The sequence below is a fragment of the Nocardiopsis chromatogenes YIM 90109 genome (assembly GCF_000341185.1).
Lineage (GTDB): Bacteria > Actinomycetota > Actinomycetes > Streptosporangiales > Streptosporangiaceae > Nocardiopsis_A > Nocardiopsis_A chromatogenes.
Window position 1 is genome coordinate 1 of sequence record NZ_ANBH01000307.1, and the last position, 14,880, is coordinate 14,880.

The window sequence follows — 14,880 nt, forward strand, 5'->3', positions numbered from 1 at the left end:
GTGTCGAACCACATCCGCTGCGCCCACTGCTCATAGGGGATCGTCTCGGCGGTGAGCACCGGGTACAGGAATGCGAAGTTGGCGATCACCAGCAGCAGCACCACGCCGAACAGCACCCCGCCCATCGCCCGCCGTGCGGGCAGATAGGCGGCGCCCTTCTCCCCGTCGCCCATCGCCAGCCCCAGCATCATCACGATGGCCAGCACGATGAACGGCAGGAACGGAAGGGCGTAGAACACGAACATGGTGCGGTCGGGATAGGCGAACCAGGGAAGCCACCCCGCGGCCACGCTCAGCAGCACCGCGCCCGCGCGCCAGTCCCGGTAGGTCAGCCACCAGCCGAGCATGACCGCCAGCGCGATCAGCCCGGTCCACCACAGCGCCGGGGTGCCGATGCTCAGAATGGCGGTGGAGCACTTCTCGGTGCCGCAGCCCCCGGAGTCCCCGTCGTAGAAGAACGCCACCGGGACGCGCATGATGAGCCAGTCCCAGGGGTGCGACGCGTAGTCGTGCGGCTCGGACAGCCCGCTGTGGAAGTCCATCATCCGTGCGTGGTAGTGGATCAGGCCCCGCAGCGCGTTGACGGACCCCTCCAGCCAGTCGGGGAGGCGGGAGACGCCCGCCCCCGCGTTCTCGGCGCCCCACTGCCGGTCGTAGGCGCCGGACGAGGCGAACCAGCCCGCCCAGGACGCCACGTAGACCACCGCCCCCACGACCACGGTCTGCACGAACGCCGGGATCGCGTCGAACAGCAGCCACCTGATGCGCAGGTCCCGCAGGCCGCCGCCGCGGCTCTGTCCGGCGCTGCGCCGCGCACCGTAGTCCCAGGCGACGGTGAGCAGCCCGAACGCGGCCATGAAGAACAGCGCGTTCCACTTGGTGCCCACGGCCAGGCCCAGGCACAGCCCGGCGGCCAGGCGCCACCACCGCACGCCCAGCCACGCCGCCCCCGGCGAGGCGGCCAGCCGGTCCCGCATCCGGTCCCGGTCGACCAGGAGGCAGGCGAAGGCGGCCAGCACCCAGAAGGTCACGAAGACGTCCACCATGGCCAGGCGGCTCATGGTGAAGTGCAGCCCGTCCAGGGCGAGCAGCAGCCCGGCGGCCGCGGCCAGCAGCCACGAGCGCGTCATCCGCAGCGCGACGCGCACCATGACCAGCACCGTCAGCGCTCCGATGAACGCCGAGGCCACCCGCCAGCCCTCGGGCGACATGGACGTGCCGAACGGCAGCAGCCCCCACACCTGGTCGCCGAGGGCGATCATCCACTTGCCGACCGGCGGGTGCACCACGAAGTCCGGTCCGCCGGACCAGATCTGGGGTACGCCCTGGGTGAGGAGGTCGTCGGCGTTGTCCAGCGTCTCGTGCTCGTAGCCGAACCGCCAGAGGGAGAACGCGTCCTTGGCGTAGTAGGTCTCGTCGAAGTAGATCTCGGGCGGCTGCCCGAGGCGGATGAAGCGCAGCACCCCCGCGAAGAGGGCCAGCGCGACCGCCGCGGCCCACCCGGTCCACGCGGGCCGGGGCATGGGGGGCTGCGGCCGCGCGGGCGCGGGCGCGGTGGAGGGAGCGGGGTCCGCCGCGTCGGGCGGTGCGGTGGTGGTCATCGCGGCTCTTATAGTCGGGTCGGGGACGGGTGGCCGTGCCGGACCGGCGGCCGTCGGGCAGTGCCAACCGGGCAGTGCCAACCGTAGCGTCTAACACCGGGGGCGATAAGTGACCGACGGGCCTGCTGTGGCGCAGGGCGCCGCACCTGCGCAAGGGGCCGGCGTGCTGACGCTGGCCGGGATCCCCATCGGCAACGGGGAGGACGCCCAGCCGCGGCTGCTCGCCGCCATCGAGGGGGCCTCGCTGATCGCCGCCGAGGACACCCGGCGGCTGCGGCGGTTCGCCGAGCGGGTGGGCATCCGGCCGGGCGGCGAGGCCGGGGCGCGCATCGTGTCCTACTACGACGCCAACGAGGCCAGGCGCGCCGCCGAACTGCTGGACGAGCTGCGGGCGGGGCGGGACGTGCTGCTGGTGACCGACGCCGGCATGCCCGGCGTGTCGGACCCCGGCTACCGCCTGGTGGCGGCCTGCGCCGAGGCGGGCGTGCGGGTGACCGCGATCCCCGGCCCCTCGGCGGTGACCACGGCGCTGGTGCTGTCCGGCCTGCCCACCGACCGCTTCTGCTTCGAGGGCTTCCCGCCGCGCAAGGGGCAGGACCGCTACTTCGGCGGCCTGGCCTCCGAGCGGCGCACCATGGTGTTCTTCGAGAGCCCGCACCGGCTGGCGCCGACGCTGGTGGCGATGGCGCACGCGTTCGGCGGTGACCGGCGGGCGGCGGTCTGCCGGGAGCTGACCAAGACCTACGAGGAGGTCCGCCGCGGCGGCCTGGTGGACCTGGCCGAGTGGGCCAAGGGCGAGGTCAAGGGCGAGATCACGGTGGTCGTGGAGGGGGCGCCGCAGCGGCGCGAGGCCCTCGGCCCCGACGACTACGTGGCGGCCGTCGCCGAGCTGGAGGCCCGCGGGGTGCCGCGCAAGCAGGCCATCCAGGAGGCCGCCCGCGAGCTGGGCGCCCCCAAGCGCGAGGTCTACGCGGCGGTGCACGGGATCTGACGGCTCTGACGGCTTTGACGGCGGGGCCGGGGACGGCCCCGGGACGACGAGAGGGGGCGCCCGTCGGGCGCCCCCTCGGCCGTCTCCGGGGGGCGGTGCACAGCGCCCCCCGGAAGGGCTAGACCACCGCCCCGTCGCTCTTCTCGCGGGCGACGCGCTGGTCCTTGCGCTGCTTGGCCTTCTTCTCCTTGACCACGTGCGGCGGCGGGGTCTTGTCGAAGCGCTGCAGCCAGTCCGCCAGCGGCGAGGCCACGAACACCGTCGAGAAGACGCCGGTCACCAGGCCGACGAGCATCGCGATGGAGAAGTCCCGCAGCGTGGAGCCGCCGAACAGGGCCAGCGTCGCCAGGATGAACACGCCGCCGATGGTGGTGTTCACCGTCCGCGGGATGGTGTTCAGGATCGCGGTGTTGGCGATGCGGGAGAACTTCGACTCGCTGTCCCGCGCCCATTCGTCGCGTATCCGGTCGAACACCACGACCGTGTCGTTGACCGAGAACCCGATGACGCTCAGCACGGCGGCGAGGAACACCCCGTCGATGGGCTTGCCCAGCCAGATGAACAGGCCGATGACCACCATCAGGGTGAACGCCAGGGACAGCATGGCCGCCACACCGAACGACCACCGGAACCGCCAGGCCAGGTAGATCATCTGCAGCACCAGCGCGGCCATCAGCGCCAGCAGCGCCTTGTTCCGCAGCTCGTCGCCGAGGCTGGGACCGATCTTCTCGTCGCTGATCTTCTCGGCGCCTCCGGCGGCGTCCGCCAGCGCGTCCTCGACCTGCTTGGCCTCGGCGTCGTCGATCGGCCCGGTGCGCACGGAGACGTCGCCGTCGCCCGACTCCTGCACCACCGCACTGGGCTGGCCGCCCTCCTCCGCGACGATCTGGCGCGCCTCGGTGGCGCTGATCGACTGCTCGGTGGTGAAGTCCATGACCCGGCCGCCGGTGAACTCCACGCCGAAGTTGGGCGGGCGCACCACCATGCCGACCACGGCCGCCGCGACGATCAGCCCGGCGACGGCCAGCCAGAGCCGGCCCCGCTTCATCAGGTTCGGGTCGCGGTCGATCAACCACTGGCGGACCCGGCTGATCTTGCCCAGGCCGCTGAAGGCCGGGTGGTCGCGGACCACCTTGCGGCGCACCGCCCACTCGACCAGCACGCGGGCGATGACCAGCGCGGAGACCATCGAGGCGACGGTGCCCAGGCCGAGGGTGACACCGAAGCCCTGCACCGTGCCCGAGGCCAGGAAGAACAGCAGGGCGGCGGCGATGAGCGTGGTGATGTTGGTGTCCAGCACCGCGCTCCACGCCTTCTGCGTGCCCTGGACGAACGCCTTCTGCAGGTTGGGCGGGATGGCGCGGCGCCGCCGCCGGGAGAGGATCCCGGCCTCGGCCTGCCGGGTCTCGGCGTCGGTCGCGTCGGCCATGCCGGCGGACTTGTTGGCCTCGTAGACCTTCTTCTGCTGCTGGAACTCCTCCCGGGCGCGCTCGAAGATCAGCACGTTGGCGTCGATCGCCATACCGATCGCGAGCACGAACCCGGCCAGGCCCGGCAAGGTGAGGGTGGCCCCCAGCGCCACCAGCGCCGCGTAGGCGATGAGCGTGTAGCAGGCCAGCGCCAGCGAGGCCAGGAAGCCCACCAGGCGGTAGGCCACGGTGATGTAGAGCGCGGTCAGGGCGATGCCCAGGGCACCGGCGATGAAGCTCGCCTTGATGGCGTCGGCGCCCAGAGTCGGGCCGACGGTCTGGCGCTGGATCTCGGTGACCGGCAGCGGCAGCGAGCCGCCCTCGATCAGCACCGCCAGCTCCTCGGCCGACTCCGAGTCGAAGGTGGAGCTGGTGATGGTGGTGCGGCCGCCGGCCTGGCCGACGTCGCAGGCGGTGTCGGTGGTCACCTCGGGGGCGGAGATGATCTGGTCGTCCAGGACGATGGCGATGCGCCGCTGGGGCGAGCCCTGCGGGTTGCAGGCCGCCTCACCGGTGATCTTCTTCCACTCGTCCTTGCCCGCGCCCGAGAAGTTGACGTTGACCTGCCACTGCGTCTGCGTGGTCTGGTCGAGCACCGCCTCGGCGCTGGAGATCTGGTCGCCCTGGATGACGGCCTTGCCCAGCTGCAGCATCTGGCCCTGGTCGTCGGGCAGGGTCTCCTCGACCTTGTCGGGGTCGGGGGCGGACATGTCCTGCTGCGGCTGGCCGCCCTGCTGGCCCTGCTGACCCTGGTCGAACTGGGAGAAGTCCTCCTCGGACCCCTCACCGCCGGAGTCCTCCCCGGAGCCGTCCCCGTCCTCGCCGTCGCCGGAGCCCTCGTCGGGGCTGTCCTGCGGCGCGCGGGCGCTGTCGCCGCCGCCACCGGGCAGGCCCATGCCCATGCCGCCGCCCTGGGAGGCGTCGACACCGAGCACGGGGTGCACGGTCAGCTGGGCGGTCTGGCCGATGATCTCGGCCGCCTCGGTCGGGTCCTGCACCCCGGGCAGCTCGACGATGATCCGGTCGGCGCCGGACCGCGACATCGTGGCCTCGCTGACACCGAGGCGGTCGATGCGCTGGCGCAGCACCTCGATCACCTTGTCGGTGTTCTCGGCGTCGGCCTCGGTGCCGTCCTCGCCGTCCTGGGTCTGCAGAACGATCTGGGTGCCGCCGCTGAGGTCGAGCCCCAGCTTCGGCGGGATGAACCATGCGGCGCCGAACGCGCCGAGCACGATGATCAGGGAGATGATCCCGCGCAACCAGCGCGATCCCGCTCCCGCTTGTGTGGACAATGCACTCCCTCTCCGGTGCCTTCACTTCCGGGCTTCCTGCGGCGCCGGGCCGCGCGGCGCGGCCGGGCGCACGGCGGTCCCGCCGCCCGCGGTCAGGCCGCGGTACGGGCAGGGGCCGCGCCGGAGGGAGGGGGAGCGCGGCCCAGGGGCAGCGCCGAGATCTCGGCGGCGCCGCGGGCGGTCTGGTCGCGCGGGGGCGGCACCACGCCCGAGGGCCCCGGAGGGGCGGGCAGGTGCGGCGCGGCGTGCGCGTAGACCTCGGGGAGGTCGCGCAGCGTGCGGTGGTCCCCCTTGCCGGGGGGCAGGGCGGCGGCGGACCGGTGGCCCTCCTCGGCCCACACCCCGTCGCCGCGGCGGTGGGTTCCGCTAGGGGCGGCGACCTCCACCCCTTCGCGGGGCAGCAGGACCGCGGGCGCCCCGGGGCCGATCGGCGAGGCGGCGGCCTCGGCCGCGGCGGGGGCCCCGGCCAGCAGCAGCGCCGCGCACAGCAGGGCGGCCAGCGCGCGTGCGAGCACCCGGACCACCACCTTCGGACTGCGATCCCGACCACCCTACCGACGCCCCGGACAGGTGTCGCGCCCCGGAAGCGGGGCCGGGGAGGGGGAGGGGCGCGCGGCACCGGCGCAATGACGCAATGCGCCCGCGGAGGCCCCCGGGCCGAGGGGACCCACGGGACCGACGGGGGAGGCCGGTCAGGGGAAAACGAGGCGAAGCCGGGGGGCCGCGGGCTTTAGTCTTGGAGTCATGTCGTCGAAACGCCACATCCTGACCGCGGTGGCGTGGCCCTACACCAATGGGCCGCGCCACATTGGGCACGTATCCGGGTTCGGGGTCCCCTCGGACGTCTTCGCGCGCTTCCAGCGAATGCGCGGCCACGACGTGCTCATGGTCAGCGGCACCGACGAGCACGGCACCCCGATCCAGGTGCTGGCCGACCAGGAGGGCGTGAGCGCCCGCGAGCTGGCCGACCGCTACAACAGGATCATCGTCGAGGACCTGGTCGCCCTGGGCCTGTCCTACGACCTGTTCACCCGCACCACCACCGGCAACCACTACGCCGTGGTGCAGGAGCTGTTCCGGGGCCTCTACGACAACGGCTACATCTTCGCCCGCACCACCAAGGGGGCGGTGTCCCCGTCGACCGGGCGCACCCTGCCCGACCGCTACATCGAGGGCACCTGCCCGATCTGCGGCTACGACGGCGCGCGCGGCGACCAGTGCGACAACTGCGGCAACCAGCTCGACCCGGTCGACCTGATCGGGCCGCGCTCGCGGATCAACGGCGAGACCCCCGAGTTCGTCGACACCGAGCACTTCATGCTGGACCTCCCGGCCTTCGCCGAGGTGCTGGGCGACTGGCTGCGGTCCAAGTCCGGGCAGTGGCGCCCCAACGTGCTGAAGTTCTCCCTGAACCTGCTGGACGACCTGCAGCCGCGGGCGATCAGCCGGGACCTGGACTGGGGCGTGCCGATCCCGCTGGAGGGCTGGAGCGACCAGGCCAACAAGCGGCTGTACGTGTGGTTCGACGCGGTCATCGGGTACCTGTCGGCCGCGATCGAGTGGGCCCGCCGTACCGGCGACCCGGAGGCCTGGCGCCGCTACTGGCAGGCCGAGGACGCCGAGGCCTACTACTTCATGGGCAAGGACAACATCGTCTTCCACGCCGAGATCTGGCCGGCCATGCTGCTCGGCTACAACGGCGAGGGCGACCGCGGCGGCGAGCCGGGGTCGCTGGGGCGGATGAACACGCCCACCGAGGTGGTCTCCAGCGAGTTCCTCACCATGGAGGGGCGCAAGTTCTCCTCGTCGCGGCGCGTGGTCATCTACGTCCGCGACTTCCTGGAGCGCTACTCGGCCGACGCGCTGCGGTACTACATCATCGCCGCCGGGCCCGAGACCCAGGACACCGACTTCACCTGGTCGGAGTTCGTCCGCCGCAACAACGACGAGCTGGTGGCCGCCTGGGGGAACCTGGTCAACCGCTCGCTGAACATGGCGGCCAAGAACTTCGGGGAGATCCCCGAGCCGGGGGAGTTCACCGACGAGGACCGGGCGGTGCTGGAGGCCTCGCGCGCGTCGTTCGCGGCGGTCGCCGCGCACCTGGACGCCAACCGGTTCAAGGCCGGGCTGCAGGAGGCCATGCGCACCGTCGCCGAGGCCAACAAGTACATCTCCGACCAGGCCCCCTGGGCGCTGAAGAAGACCGACCCGGAGCGGATGAAGACCGTGCTGCACGTGGCGCTGCAGCTCGTCGACGACGCGAAGGCGCTGCTGACGCCGTTCCTGCCGGAGTCGTCCAACAAGGTGCATGCGATGCTGGGCGGCACCGGGCAGTGGTCGGGCATGCCGCGCATCGACACCGGGCACGACACGATCGGCGGCGCGGAGGGCGCCTCGGAGTACCCGGTGATCACCGGCGACTACGCCGACGACGAGGCGGTCTGGGAGTCCCGGCCGATCGTGCCCGGGACCCCGCTGTCCAAGCCGCAGCCGCTCTTCGCCAAGCTGGACCAGAGCGTGGTGGACGAGGAGCTGGCGCGTCTGGAGGCCGAGGCCGGATAGCACCGGCGCGGCGGGCGGCCCTGGGGCGGCCCCGGCCGTTCCCCTGACGGGAATACCGAAGGCGGCGGACCGTTGTACCCGACGGTCCGCCGCGCGCGTGCGCACAGCGCGCGCCGTACGAGCAGTGAGCGAGGAGCAGAACCCATGGGCAAGCGCAGTGGAGCGGCCGTGCGGAACCGCAACGCGCAGACGCCTCCCCCCGCCCCCGAGCCGCTGCGCGTGGCGGTCGCCGACAGCCACACCCACATGGACATGCAGGAGCCCGAGCCGGAGGCGATCATCGCCGCCGCCGAGGCGGTGGGGGTGGCCCCGCTGATGCAGGTCGGGGTCGACCTGGAGTCCTCCCGATGGGCCGCCGAGCTGGCCGCGCGGAACCCGTCGGTCTACGCGGCGGTGGCGCTGCACCCCAACGAGGCGCCGCGCATCGTGCACGGAGACGGCGCGCCGGGCGTGGAGGTCGACGAGACCGACTGGGCGGGCAAGCGCCGCGAGGCGGGCGGCGAGCGCGCGCTTGAGGAGGCGGTCGCCGAGATCGACCGGCTGGCCGCGCAGCCCAGGGTGAGGGCCGTGGGGGAGACGGGCCTGGACCACTTCCGCACCGGTGAGGAGGGGAAGGCGGCCCAGCAGGACTCCTTCCGGCGGCACATCGAGGTGGCCAAGCGGCACGGCAAGGCGCTGATGATCCACGACCGGGACGCCCACGAGGACGTGCTGCGCATCCTGGAGGAGGAGGGCGCGCCGGAGACGGTGGTGTTCCACTGCTACTCGGGCGACGCCGAGATGGCCAAGGTGTGCGCGGACCAGGGCTACTTCATGAGCTTCGCGGGGAACGTGACGTTCGCGTCCGCGCACCACTTGAGGGAGGCCGCGGCGGTGGCCCCGGCGGAGCTGCTGCTGGTGGAGACGGACGCGCCGTTCCTGACGCCGAAGCCGTACCGGGGGCGGCCGAACGCGCCGTACCTGATCCCGTACACCCTGCGGGGCCTGGCCGAGGCGCGCGGCGAGGACGAGGACGCGCTGGCGGCGCAGATCGCCGAGAACGGCCGCAGGGCCTTCAAGCTGGAGGGGTGAAGGGCCGGGGCGCGGCAGGCAGGGGCGGCCTCGCCGCGGGGTGCGGACCCGGCGCCGAAGCGGCCGCCGGACGCGCCTGCCGGGTCGCCTTCCGGGCCACGTCCCGGTGCGCCTCCCGGCAGGCCCGGCTTCTGGCTCTTCGATGATGGTGTTCCGGGGCGCGGCTCTTCAGGGCCGCGCCCCGGAGTCATGTATCGCCCGTTGCCCGCCGCCCTGAAGGGCCGCCGGGGGCTGTGTGTGCGGCGGCGGCGCAAGGGGGCATGTCGGACCCCTACGGAAGCTCCACGCCCCATTCCTTGAGCGCCTCTTCGGCCGTCGGGGCGGGGTACCCGGGGTCGCGGGTCGCGCGGCCCGGGGTGCGGCCGAAGCGCGGGGCCGGGCCGGGGAAGGTCGTCCCGTCCTTGCGGACCACCGTGCCGCGCGCGGCGATGTGCGGGTGGTCGGCGGCCTCGGCCATCGACAGGACCGGCTGGACGCAGGCGTCCTCGGTGCCGAAGACCTCCGCCCACTCGTCGCGCGTGCGGGTGGCCAGCACGGCGGCGAACCGCTCGCGCAGCTCCGGCCAGCGCTCCTTGTCCCACTGGTCGGGCAGGTCGGCGTCGGCGAGCCCGACGCCCTGCAGGAAGGCCGCGTAGAACTGCGGCTCGATGCAGGCCACCGACACGTGCCGCCCGTCGGCGCAGGTGTACACGTCGTACCAGGGGGCGCCGGTGTCGAGGAAGTTGTCGCCGCGCTCGTCGGTCCACCCGCCGCGCTCGCGCTGCTCGTAGATCATCGACATGAGGAAGGCGCTGCCGTCGACCATGGCGGCGTCGACCGTCTGCCCGCGCCCGGATGCGGAGCGTTCCACGAGGGCGGCGAGGATGCCGGTGACCACCAGCATGGTGCCGCCGCCGAAGTCGCCGACCAGGTTGAGCGGGGGGACCGGGGCCCCGCCCTTGCGGCCGATGCTGTGCAGGGCGCCGTTGAGGGAGATGTAGTTCATGTCGTGCCCGGCGACGTGCGCGAGCGGGCCGTCCTGGCCCCAGCCGGTCATCCGGGCGTAGACCAGGCGCGGGTTGATCTCGGCGCACGTGTCGGGGCCCAGACCGCGCCGCTCCATCACTCCGGGGCGGAACCCCTCCAGCAGCACGTCGGCCGAGGCGATCAGGGTGCGGGCGGTGTGTAGGCCCTCCTCGGTCTTCAGGTCGGCGCCGACGACCGGGCGGCCGCTGTCGAGGTGGCCGGGGACCCCGGCCGCGGCGGCCTGCGCCGCCTGCGGGCGGTCCAGCCGGATCACACTGGCGCCCAGATCGGCCAGGAGCATGGCGGCCAGGGGGCCGGGGCCGATGCCCGCGAACTCCAGCACCCGCACGCCCTTGAGGGGTCCCATCGATCGACCTCCGCTTGGACTCGAATCTCGTTCGGTTTCCCCATTGTGCCGGTCTTCAGGGGGCGGGTCACGCCCGGACCCCGGAGTCGGGGGCGCGCGGCCGGGTGCCGCAAAAGGGGACTCTTTGCAAAAAAGGGATTCGGCGCGCACCGGATTTCGGTCGATGTCCGTGACGGAAAAAGTCGCGATGGTAATGTCCGTGTGGCGGCGCGGCCGCCGCCGATTCCACGGCCGATTCCACGGCCGATTCCGCGGGCGACTCCATGGGCGACTCCGCGGCCGGCCCTGCGGAACCCGAGGCCGGACGCCCTCGGAGTGAGCGCTCTGTCCTGCGTTTCCGGGCGGTCGGCGCCCCAGGGGACCCCTTTCGCCATTGTGTGGATTCCCCTGTCTTCTCTCTTTGTCCGCTGTCGTTTCAGGCGTCTTTGAAGGGATCGGAAGAATCGTGCGCAATCCATCACCACGGTCAGGGCGGCGGAGTCGGGGCGGCCGCAGGCGGGCCCACCGGGCATCGGCGCCGCCGCGCCGCGCCCGCGCGGTGCCGACCCCACTGCCCGGCCCGGCCGCACTGCCCGCCCTTCCGGCCGGAATGCCCCGGTGGGCGGTCGCGGTCGGAGCGGGGGCGGTGGCGCTGCTACTGGCGGGCGGCGGGACCGCCTACGCGATGGACCAGAGGGTCCTGCTGGACGTCGACGGCAGGGAGCGCGTGGTGCACACCTACGCCGACACCGTCGACGGGGTCCTGGACGCGGCCGGGGTGCGCCTGCGCGAGGGCGACGCGGTGGCGCCGGGGCTCGGCGAGCAGGTCGGCCGGGGCGGGGCCGTCGTGGTGCGCTCGGCCAGGGAGCTGACGGTGGCCATCGACGGGGAGGAGCCGGAGGCGCACCGGGTGACGGCGCTGACGGTGGGCGAGGCCCTGGACCAGATCGGGCTGTCGGGGGAGCCGCTGGAGCTGTCGGAGGAGCGGTCGGCGCCCATCCCCGAGGAGGGCCTGGAGGTCACCGGGCAGAGGGCGCGGGGGGCGGTGATCCTGCGCGACCGCGTCCGCAAGGAGGTCGCCACCACGGAGGCCGTGGTCGGGGACGTGCTGGCGGAGAACGGGATCGACGTCGGCGGCCACGACATCGTCGAACCGGAGGTGGACGAGCCGGTCGAGGAGGGGGCGGTGATCCGGGTGGTGGAGGCCCTGGGGAAGCCGACGACCGAAGAGGTCGCGATCGAGGCCGAGACGCAGGAGCGCGAGACCGGGGACTTGGAGAAGGGGGAGGAGCGCACCGTCCGGGAGGCGGAGGACGGGGTGAAGGAGGTCACCGTGCTCCCGGTCCTGGAGGAGGGCGAGGAGACCGAGCGCGTGCTGGAGGAGGAGGTCGTCGAGGAGCCCGTCGACGGGATCGTGGAGGTCGGGACGGCCGAGCCGGGGGAGTCGGACGCGGCCGACGCGGCGGACGCGGCCGGGGCGGGCGGTGCGGCGGGCGGCCTGAACTGGTCGGCGCTGGCGCAGTGCGAGTCGGGCGGCGACCCGTCGGCGGTGAACTCGGCGGGCGGCTACTACGGGCTGTACCAGTTCTCCCCGTCCACGTGGCAGTCGGCCGGAGGCACGGGGTCCCCGGCGGAGGCGTCGGCGGGCGAGCAGACGATGCGGGCACAGAGGCTGTACGAGATGGTCGACGGGAACTGGCAGAGCCAGTGGCCGGAATGCGGCCGCCACCTGTTCGACTGACGGTCCCGGAGGGGGCTGCCGGGGGAACCCGGGGGGTTTCGGGCGGGAAGCGGCTGGGCGAAGGAGGCCCGGCCGCTTCCGAGCGGCAGGGTTCGGCACCCCGGCCGGTCGACCCCGGGTACCCCCGCCGCCTGGCAAAATGTCCGAGTGACCGACTCCGAAAGCTCCGAAAGCTCTGAGAGCGCCGACAGCGCCCGCCTGCTCACCCCCGCCGACGTGCGGCGGCTCGCCGACCGGTTCGGCGTGCGGCCCACCAAGACCCTGGGGCAGAACTTCGTGATCGACGGCGGGACCGTGCGCCGGATCGTCCGGGTGGCCGGGGTCGGGGCCGACGACACCGTGCTGGAGGTGGGCCCCGGACTGGGGTCGCTCACCCTGGCCCTGCTGCCGCGCGTGGCCGCGGTGACCGCGGTCGAGGTCGACCCGGTGCTGGCCGAGGCGCTTCCGGGGACCGTCGCCGAGCACGCGCCGGACCTGGCCGACCGGCTGCGGGTGGTGGCCGCCGACGCGATGCGCATCACCGGGGTGCCCGGCCCCGAGCCGACCGCGCTGGTGGCGAACCTGCCCTACAACGTCGCGGTCCCGGTGGTGCTGCACCTGCTGGAGCGGCTGCCGTCGCTGCGCCGCGGCCTGGTCATGGTCCAGGCCGAGGTCGCCGACCGCCTGGCGGCCGCGCCGGGCAGCCGGACTTATGGGGTGCCGTCGGCGAAGGCGGCGTGGTACGCCGACGTGCGCCGCGCCGGGGCTGTGGGGCGGAACGTGTTCTGGCCCGCGCCGAACGTGGACTCGGGGCTGGTGTCGCTGGAGCGCAGGGACGCACCGGTGGCGGACGTGGACCGGCGGGAGGTCTTCGCTGTGATCGACGCGGCGTTCGCCCAGCGCCGCAAGACCCTGCGGGCGGCCCTGGCGTCGTGGGCGGGCTCGCCCCAGCGCGCCGAGGAGGCACTGCGAGCGGCGGGCGTCGACCCGAGGGCGAGGGGCGAGGCCCTGGGAATCGAGGAGTTCGCAAGGATCGCCCGGCACACGCCGGGCAAGTAGCCACTGAGCCGGAGCGCCGGCCGTGTAGGGACTGCGGCGGCCTGGGCGGTGGGCTCGGGTTCTCCCCGTGCGGTCCATGGGAGGGCCGGTCGCCCTCGCTCGGCGGGTCGTGCCGCAGCGCCGTCGGCTACCGGGTGTGTGCGTGGTCGTCGTGTTGGGCGGCGAAGGGCGCGGGAGGGTAGGGAGGGCGTCCCTTTCTCCCTTTCTCGCTTTCCTCAGGCGGTGCTTCGGGGGGTTCGGGGTGCGGGTTCTATCCCTGCCGTCCGTGGGTGGGTGGTCGCCCTTGCTCGGCGGGCCCGCCCCGCCCCAGGGGGCGCGTTGGTGCCGGGCGGCGGGGTCCTCCCGGTCCGGGTGGGCGGGCGGAGCACCTGGTGCCCCGCTTATGGTCCCCGGCCGGGCGCCGGGCCGACGGGGTGCCAGGTAGAAGGCGGCAACGACGAAGGCCGGCGGCCCTCGCCGCAGCGCTGTCGGGCGCCGGGCGTGTGCGTGGTCACCGGAGAGGGCGGCGACGGCGAGAACTGGGCGGTTCCCTGATCCTGCTTGCCGTCCGGCGGGTTCCTCGCGGTCCGGGCGGGCGGCTCGGCTGGTGCTCCGCTTGATGGCCCCGGCCGGGTGGCGGGTTGGCGGGGTGCAGGGTGGAAGGCAGCGACGAGGACAGGTCGGCGGCCCGTGCGGTAGCGCCGTCGGCTGCCGGGCGTGTGCAGGGTCGCAGCGGGCAACGGCGACGGCCGGAGCCGAGCGGATTCCGGGCCCTGCCTGCCGGGCGCCAGGCTGCTCGCGATCCGAGCTGACGGCGGCTGAGCAGGTACCCCGCTTCCGGGCCCCAGCCGGGCGGCGGGTTTCTGAGACGCAAGGCAGAGGGCGGCGACGACAAAGAGCCGCAGCCCTTCCGGCAGCGCTGACGATTGCGCGGAGTGTGCGTGGTCGTCGTGATGGGCGGCGACGGGGTGAGCAGGGTGGTTCCCCGGCCCTGCCTGCCGGGCGGCGGGCCGCTCGCGGTCCGGGAGGGGCGGCGCGGTACCGGGGTTCGCGCTCTTCGACACCCGGGGCGGCCCCCTGGCCAGCCTCCCACCACCCGGAAGGCCCGTGACCTGGGTGAATACTCCGCGTTAGGTGCGGGCGGGGGCGGGAAGCGCGCTCAGCGACGTTCCCGGCGGCCCCGGAGCGACGAAGAGCGCGATTCCAGAACACGTTCTGCAAGTGCTATGCCTTGTTCGTGCCCGATTGGGGGATTCAGTGTGGCCATGGGGGCGGGCGCGGGGCCGCCCGGACCCCTCCGCCGGGCTCCTGGGGTCAACGTTGGACCGATATCGGCTACATGCAGTGACGCTGGGCCTGGCAAACGGCTACGGTGTGCCGTTTAGGGGCCTTCTTGCGCCGGATCCCGTTCACCTGTCGCGATGAACGCACGCCCGCGCCGTCCGCCGGGCCGCCCCGTCTGTCGAACAGCGCGCGGAAGGGGTCCCGGTGCCCGGGAAACCGGGCGAAGCGGACAATGGGTCGGTAGCGGCGGGCCGGAACTCGCCTTCCGGGCCCCGCGCGGACCCCGTAGGCATCCATGGTCGTGAATCCTGCGCGGGACCACTGGTCGGGCGGCGGTACCACCGCCTTGGACCACCGAACCTCCTCGGTGTGCCCGTTATGCCTGGAATGCGCGCCGACGAGCCGCCCTCCGGGCTCCCGCACGGGCCCGGCGGTCGCCACGAGCGCGGGCGGCCCCCGCCCTCCCGACCGCGCCGCCTCCCGGACCGCGAGCGGCCCGCC

The 14,880-nt window shown here is 73.5% G+C and carries 9 protein-coding genes; 5 read left to right on the top strand and 4 right to left on the bottom strand.

What is annotated here, in order from left to right; all coding sequences use genetic code 11:
* Positions 1–1,601 (bottom strand): dolichyl-phosphate-mannose--protein mannosyltransferase (locus D476_RS0127205; RefSeq protein WP_017627051.1); only part of this gene is annotated, 1,601 nt, incomplete at its 3' end.
* A gap of 163 nt (positions 1,602–1,764) precedes the next feature.
* On the opposite strand from D476_RS0127205, the gene rsmI reads away from it, so the two are divergent.
* On the top strand, positions 1,765–2,592 hold the full coding sequence (gene rsmI, locus D476_RS0127210; protein ID WP_017627052.1) for a 16S rRNA (cytidine(1402)-2'-O)-methyltransferase: 828 nt from the start codon (positions 1,765–1,767) through the stop codon (positions 2,590–2,592).
* Positions 2,593–2,710: 118 nt separating this feature from the next.
* On the opposite strand, the gene secD is transcribed toward rsmI, so the two are convergent.
* The gene (gene secD, locus D476_RS0127215; RefSeq protein WP_026123909.1) at positions 2,711–5,353 is read right to left on the bottom strand and encodes a protein translocase subunit SecD; all 2,643 of its coding nucleotides are present in this window, start codon (positions 5,351–5,353) and stop codon (positions 2,711–2,713) included.
* A gap of 92 nt (positions 5,354–5,445) precedes the next feature.
* Complete coding sequence (locus D476_RS0127220; protein WP_239648840.1) at positions 5,446–5,868, bottom strand: hypothetical protein; 423 nt, start codon at positions 5,866–5,868, stop codon at positions 5,446–5,448.
* 229 nt (positions 5,869–6,097) lie between these two features.
* Between D476_RS0127220 and metG the strand changes: the two genes are divergently transcribed.
* Both metG and D476_RS0127230 read left to right on the top strand, forming a co-directional pair.
* Positions 6,098–7,915: a methionine--tRNA ligase gene (gene metG / locus D476_RS0127225; RefSeq protein WP_017627054.1), complete on the top strand. Its 1,818-nt coding sequence runs from the start codon at positions 6,098–6,100 to the stop codon at positions 7,913–7,915.
* Positions 7,916–8,059: 144 nt separating this feature from the next.
* Positions 8,060–8,986, top strand: coding sequence for a TatD family hydrolase (locus D476_RS0127230; RefSeq protein WP_017627055.1), 927 nt, complete (start codon positions 8,060–8,062; stop codon positions 8,984–8,986).
* A gap of 271 nt (positions 8,987–9,257) precedes the next feature.
* On the opposite strand, the gene D476_RS0127235 is transcribed toward D476_RS0127230, so the two are convergent.
* The gene (locus D476_RS0127235) at positions 9,258–10,358 is read right to left on the bottom strand and encodes a CaiB/BaiF CoA transferase family protein (RefSeq protein WP_017627056.1); all 1,101 of its coding nucleotides are present in this window, start codon (positions 10,356–10,358) and stop codon (positions 9,258–9,260) included.
* Between the two features lie 538 nt (positions 10,359–10,896).
* Between D476_RS0127235 and D476_RS0127240 the strand changes: the two genes are divergently transcribed.
* Positions 10,897–12,078, top strand: coding sequence for a resuscitation-promoting factor (locus tag D476_RS0127240; protein ID WP_239648841.1), 1,182 nt, complete (start codon positions 10,897–10,899; stop codon positions 12,076–12,078).
* Positions 12,079–12,225: 147 nt separating this feature from the next.
* Positions 12,226–13,116 carry a 16S rRNA (adenine(1518)-N(6)/adenine(1519)-N(6))-dimethyltransferase RsmA gene (gene rsmA / locus D476_RS0127245; protein WP_017627058.1) on the top strand — a complete coding sequence of 297 codons (891 nt, stop codon included), beginning with the start codon at positions 12,226–12,228 and terminating at the stop codon, positions 13,114–13,116.
* The last annotated feature ends 1,764 nt before the right edge of the window (positions 13,117–14,880 follow it).

What these genes read in the sequence shown, in the direction of transcription:
- D476_RS0127235 (WP_017627056.1), bottom strand. Translation starts at nt 10,358, where the DNA reads ATGGGACCCCTCAAGGGCGTGCGGGTGCTGGAGTTCGCGGGCATCGGC.
- D476_RS0127230 (WP_017627055.1), top strand. Translation starts at nt 8,060, where the DNA reads ATGGGCAAGCGCAGTGGAGCGGCCGTGCGGAACCGCAACGCGCAGACG.
- metG (WP_017627054.1), top strand. Translation starts at nt 6,098, where the DNA reads ATGTCGTCGAAACGCCACATCCTGACCGCGGTGGCGTGGCCCTACACC.